The organism is Brachyspira sp. (assembly GCF_029258575.1).
In the GTDB taxonomy this organism is placed as follows: Bacteria; Spirochaetota; Brachyspiria; order Brachyspirales; family Brachyspiraceae; genus Brachyspira.
In genome coordinates, this window is the sequence record NZ_JARHYI010000075.1 from 1 (window position 1) to 5,879 (window position 5,879).

Annotated in this window: 6 protein-coding genes; 4 read left to right on the forward strand and 2 right to left on the reverse strand. The window is 28.4% G+C overall.

What is annotated here, in order from left to right:
* From Q1J76_RS06075 to pyrF, 3 genes are all read left to right on the forward strand, one after another.
* Window positions 1-285 (forward strand): iron-sulfur cluster-binding protein (locus Q1J76_RS06075; RefSeq protein WP_498034125.1); only part of this gene is annotated, 285 nt, incomplete at its 5' end.
* Window positions 286-297: 12 nt separating this feature from the next.
* Complete coding sequence (locus Q1J76_RS06080; protein WP_300368340.1) at window positions 298-1,209, forward strand: dihydroorotate dehydrogenase; 912 nt, start codon at window positions 298-300, stop codon at window positions 1,207-1,209.
* A gap of 44 nt (window positions 1,210-1,253) precedes the next feature.
* Entirely contained in the window at window positions 1,254-2,609 is a 1,356-nt protein-coding gene (gene pyrF, locus Q1J76_RS06085) for an orotidine-5'-phosphate decarboxylase (protein ID WP_300368343.1), read from the forward strand.
* Window positions 2,610-2,648: 39 nt separating this feature from the next.
* Here pyrF and Q1J76_RS06090 read toward each other — a convergent pair whose 3' ends face one another.
* Together Q1J76_RS06090 and Q1J76_RS06095 are read right to left on the reverse strand one after the other, a co-directional pair.
* Window positions 2,649-3,254, reverse strand: a complete 606-nt coding sequence (locus tag Q1J76_RS06090; protein WP_300368346.1) for a metal-sensing transcriptional repressor — start codon at window positions 3,252-3,254, stop codon at window positions 2,649-2,651.
* Window positions 3,255-3,420: 166 nt separating this feature from the next.
* Window positions 3,421-5,109 (reverse strand): FAD-dependent oxidoreductase, encoded by a 1,689-nt coding sequence (locus tag Q1J76_RS06095; RefSeq protein ID WP_300368349.1) that lies wholly within the window; start codon window positions 5,107-5,109, stop codon window positions 3,421-3,423.
* A 299-nt stretch (window positions 5,110-5,408) separates the two neighbouring features.
* Between Q1J76_RS06095 and Q1J76_RS06100 the strand changes: the two genes are divergently transcribed.
* Window positions 5,409-5,612 (forward strand): hypothetical protein, encoded by a 204-nt coding sequence (locus tag Q1J76_RS06100; RefSeq protein ID WP_300368352.1) that lies wholly within the window; start codon window positions 5,409-5,411, stop codon window positions 5,610-5,612.
* Window positions 5,613-5,879 lie beyond the last annotated feature (267 nt).

Genomic DNA, 5,879 nt, shown 5'->3' on the forward strand with positions numbered 1-5,879 from the left:
GTAGTGGATAAATGTAATACAGTTGATAAAACTAAAGAACTATTAAAAGAAAACAAATTTGATATTATATACACATGCGGACCTACTGTTATGATGAATGCATTAATAAAAGTTTCAAAAGAGCATAATATACTTTGTTATGCTTCGCTTGAAGAGAGAATGGCATGCGGAGTTAATGCTTGTTTGGGATGCAATGTAGAGATAAAAGATGATTCTTCGGGATATATACTAAAAAAAGTTTGTCATGACGGACCTGTATTTGATTCTAAAGTTTTAAATATATAATTGGATAGTATTATGAGCAGATTAAGTATAAATTTTATAGGCAAAGAATTAAAAAATAATATTATAACATCTTCAGGTTGCTTTGGATTTGGAGAGGAATACAGTAATTATTTTGATGTTAATGAACTTGGGGCTGTTAATCTAAAAGGTATAACATTAAATAAAAAAGACGGAAATAAAGGAACAAGAATAGCAGAAACTCCATCTGGTATGATAAACTGCATAGGACTTGAAAATCCGGGAATAGAATATTTTAAAAATAATATAGTAAAAAATATAAAATACTCTTCGCCTATAATTTTAAATATAAATGGTGCTACTATAGATGAATATGTTAAAGTGGCTGAAATAGCAAATGAAATAGAAAGAGTTGATTTTATAGAACTTAATATATCATGTCCTAATGTAAAAAATGGAGGTATGGCTTTTGGTGCAAGCTGTGAAGGTGCTGAAAATACTACTAAAGCTGTAAAAAAAGTACTTACAAAAAAAACTTTAATAGTAAAGCTTTCTCCAAATGTAACGGATATTATTGAAATAGCGAAAGCTGTTGAAAATGCTGGAGCTGATAGTGTATCGCTTGTAAATACATTTTTGGCTATGAAAATAGATACTAAAACAAAAAAGCCTTTATTAGGAAATATTTTCGGAGGTTTATCTGGAGCTTGTATAAGACCTATTGCTGTTAGAATGGTATATCAAGTTTATAAGGCTGTAAAAATTCCTATTGTAGGTATGGGTGGAATAAGTAATTATAATGATGCTTTGGAATTCATAATGGCAGGTGCTTCTTTAGTTTCTATAGGTGCTGGAATATTTTCAAATCCTACTTTACCTATAGAAGTTATTTATGGAATAGATAATTATCTAAAAGAAAATAAAATAGAAAATATAAAAGATTTAATAGGTGTTGCACATTTATAATATTTTTTAATATATATAAACTAAACAATAAAAGGACGAATCTTATGATAAAATTAACTGATAATCCAAAGGAAAGACTGATTATAGCATTAGATTTTAATTCTATTGGAGAAGCTGCAAAACTAATAGATGAACTTGGTGATGAAGCAGTATTTTATAAAGTAGGACTTGAGCTTTTTCTATATACCAAAGGAGAAATAATAGAATATTTAGCTGGAAAAAATAAAAAAGTATTTCTTGATTTGAAGTTCCATGATATACCTAATACCACAGCTATGGCTTCTCTATTTGCTGCTAAACAAAATATATTTATGTTTAATGTGCATACAAGTGGCGGTAAAAAAATGATGGAAAAAACCGTTGAAGAAATAAAAAAATTAAATAATGATAACCTTATAATAGGAGTAACGATATTAACAAGCCTTTCTGAAAATGATGTAAAAAATATGTTCAATTCTAATTTAGCATTAACAGATTTGGCAGTTAATTGGGCTAAACTTGGAAAAGAGTCTGGACTTGATGGGGTGGTATGTTCTCCTAGAGAGGCTAGTATCATAAAAAAAGAATGCGGAGAGAATTTTAGAACTGTATGCCCGGGAGTGAGACCTAAATGGGCTAGCACTGATGATCAAGAAAGAATAATGACTCCTAAAGAGGCTATTGAAAATGGTTGTGATTATCTTGTAGTAGGAAGACCAATCACAAAAAGCGAAGATAGAGTAAAAGCATGCAAAATGATTGTAGAAGAGATAGCAGAAGGTATAGTAAATAATAAAAAACTTAAAGCAAGATTAATATCTGAAGCATTGTTAGAAACTCAAGCTGTAAAAGTTAATGTAAAAGAGCCTTTCACATTTGTATCTGGTATAAAAAGTCCTATATATTGCGATAATAGATATGTTATAGGTTTCCCAGAATCAAGAAAGATTATAGTTGATGCTTTTGTAAATTTATTGAAGGATAAAGACTTTGATATAATAGCTGGTACTGCAACTGCTGGTATACCTTGGGCTTCTTTTATAGCATATGAACTTAATAAACCTCTTTGCTATATTAGAGCAGAAAAAAAAGAACATGGTAGAGGAAAACAAATAGAAGGTGCTGAATGTAAGAATAAAAAATTAATATTGATAGAAGATTTGATTTCTACTGGAGGAAGTTCAATAAAAGCTTTTGAGGCTGCTAAAAATGAAGGTGCTATAGGGCTTGAAATTATATCAATATTTACTTATGAATTTGAAAAAGCATATAAAAACTTTGAAGAGGCAGGTATTAAATTCTCATCTCTTTCTAATTTTTCATCTCTTATGGAAACTGCAAAAGATGAAAAATATATAACAGAAGAGGAATTGGCAAAGGCATTGGAATGGAATAAAAATCCAGACTCTTGGGGAAAATAATAAAATAAGAAGAAAGTTTTTTCCCCTTACTTATAAAAATCACTTTATAAGTTTTCTCATATACCTAAAGAAATCATCTTTTTCTTTAGGGGAAATCATACAAGTATTCAAAAATACTTCCATAATTTCCTGATTAACGCTTCCCATAGCTGCCTTAACCGCTAGAGATTGATTCAATATATCTCCGCAATATTCTCCTTTGGCAAGCATTTTCTTCATTCCTTTAATCTGACCTTCTATTCTGTTTAGTCTGATAATAAGTCTTTTTCTTCTTTCTATAGCTTCTTCTCTGTCAAATTTAGAAACTTTATTGTTGTCTCCAAAATGCTTATTCCAAGCCTTAAGTCCACCCTCTAATACATAAAGATCTGTGAATCCTTCTTCTTTCATATATTCAGCAGCCTTTATACTCAATTTTCCAACAGAACAGTACAATACATAAGGGGCATTCTTATCCAATTTAGATATTTCTCTTTTAAATACCCTAGGCTTAAGGAAATCCATAGAAATAGAATCTTCAATCATCCCTTCATAATTATGTTCCATCTCCGTTCTAACATCTAATATAACTATATTATCTGTTTTATCGATAATTTCACCTGCCTCAGAAGGAGATAATATTTTTAAATCATTCTCTATTAACATATTTCAGTCCTTGTTAAAAATCTATCTGCTTATATATTATAATATAAAAAAATAAATTTGATAGAGTATTTTTTAATAAAAAATATCTATTATATTATTAATAACAATTAAAAGAGCTATTTCATAAAAAAATAGCTCTTTAATTATTGGGTATATAAAAATAAAATTATTGGAAATATTTTGTTAATATTGGCTTTCTTCCTGTAACCTTATCATTATAATATTCATACTGAGACAATCCTATAAAACCTCCTGAAACATTAATAACATTATCAAATCCAATATTTTTAAGTATTTTACAAGCAGTGTAGCTAGTTAATCCTGTTTTACATGTAATATAAACTGGTTTGTCTTTAGGTACTTCATTATATCTATTTCTTAAAGCTCCCAATGGTATATTAACAGCCTTATGCAAATGTCCAGCAGCAAAATCTTCTGGAAGTCTTACATCTAAGAAATAAGCATCTTTTTCAACTAATTCTCTAACTTGACTATAATGAATCTGTTTATAATCTCCATTTCTCAAATTTGAAGCAACATAACCAGCAAAATTAACAACATCTTTGGCAGTACCAAATGGAGGAGCATAGCATAATTCTAAATCCTTCAAATCATCTATAGTGCCTGCGAATTTTATCATAGTAGCTATAACATCTATTCTCTTATCAACATTTCCCTTACCTATAGCCTGAGCACCTAATATTTTTCCTGTAGGAACTTCATATATGAGTTTGAAATGCATTAATCTACTAGAAGGCATAATTGATACTCCGTCAAAAGGAATAATTTCAACAGTATCATAGTTAATATTCAAATTCATAGCCTTTATCAAACCTTCGGAAAGTCCAGTAGCAGCTCCATTATAACTAAACACTTTAATAACAGAAGAACCTATAAATCCTCTATTATCAACAGTTCTTCCATTGATATGATCAGCAACTGCCCTAGCCTGTTTCTGAGCAGGTCCTGCTAAAGCTAATTTGAAATAATCATTAAATAAAGGATTGTAAACCTCTATAGCATCTCCAACAGCATAAATATCTTTATCATTAGTTCTATAATTAGCATCAACCTTTATAGCTTTAGTTTTTCCAAGCTCTATTCCAGCTTTAAGTGCAATATCAGTTTCAGGAGCAACACCTATAGCAAGAACAACAGCATCAGCTTCTATTCTTTTACCTGAACCTAAAACAACTGTATTTGTATCAAAACTATCAACTTTATCATTAACTATCAAATCAATTCCATTATCTATCAATTCTTTATGAAGTATCTGCACCATATCATAATCAAAAGGCTTCATTATTTGAGGCAATGCTTCTACTATAGTTACATTATATCCAGAATGCTTAAGATTCTCAGCCATCTCAATACCAATAAATCCTCCGCCTATAACAGCAACTTTAGAATCTTTCTTTGCATTTAAAAATGAATGTATTTTGCTTATATCAACAACATTTCTTATAGTAAATACATTAACTTTTTCTATTCCTTTTATAGGAGGTACTATAGGTTTAGCTCCCATAGATAGTATAAGTTTATCATAACTCTCCTTATATTCCTTGCCCTCGCATACTACTGTAACTTCTTTTTTATCTCTATCTATAGCTACAACTTCACTATTAACTCTAGCATCAACATTAAATTGCTTTAAAAATTTATCAGGTGACATAAGAAGTAAAGTTTCTTCATTAGGTATAATCCCACCCATATAGTATGGTAAAGAACAGTTAGAAAAAGATACATGAGGACCTCTTTCAAACATTATTATCTTATCTTTTTCATTTAATCTTCTTAGTCTTGAAGCTGCAGAAGCTCCTCCTGCAACACCACCTATTATTAATATTTTTCTCATAAATAGTAAACCTCTTAATGTTTAAAATAAATTATATAATACATATACCTAGTATATGTATTATATACAGTAAGTATATATAATATATATAATAAGTCAATATTTATATATGAAAAAATGAAATTTAATATTAAATTATATAATTAATATTTTAAAATTAAAAAAAACATATATCACAATAAATAAATATTAATAAGCCAAAATATTTTATTTATTTCTATAAAATTTTTACTAATATTTATGATTAATAATATATATTCCGATATTATTAATAAATACAAGGTCTTTGGAGGTTTTAAATGGGTGTTTCATTAAACTCTATTTATTCATCTGAAATGTTTCCATTGACTAGACATATGACTTCTGCAGGATTGAATGTTTACAATTCATCTGCTTATGCTTCTGCTCAATCTGCTGGAAAGGTTGCAAGCATAGTAACTCCTCAAGGATCATCTGTCGCTATAAATAATAACTATGGAAAGACTTTAGATGTATACGCTTAATCATTATTTATGACCAATTATGTATAATGATAAAAACATAATTGGTCATTTTTCTCTTAAAAAGATATCATGTAAACATTTTTGTTATCATAATATATTCAATAATGTTTATTTTTTAATATTTTTATTGATTTAATATAATATTTATTTACAATTACTAAATAAATTAGTTTTATAAGTATATTATTTTATGGGGGATATATGGATATATCAGCTTATAATTCTTATTCTACTGCAATGCTTAAACAAGATATTTCTTTAAGTATG

Coding starts and splice junctions, on each gene's coding strand:
- Q1J76_RS06080 (WP_300368340.1), top strand. CDS start 298: ATGAGCAGATTAAGTATAAATTTTATAGGCAAAGAATTAAAAAATAAT.
- pyrF (WP_300368343.1), top strand. CDS start 1,254: ATGATAAAATTAACTGATAATCCAAAGGAAAGACTGATTATAGCATTA.
- Q1J76_RS06090 (WP_300368346.1), bottom strand. CDS start 3,254: ATGTTAATAGAGAATGATTTAAAAATATTATCTCCTTCTGAGGCAGGT.
- Q1J76_RS06095 (WP_300368349.1), bottom strand. CDS start 5,109: ATGAGAAAAATATTAATAATAGGTGGTGTTGCAGGAGGAGCTTCTGCA.
- Q1J76_RS06100 (WP_300368352.1), top strand. CDS start 5,409: ATGGGTGTTTCATTAAACTCTATTTATTCATCTGAAATGTTTCCATTG.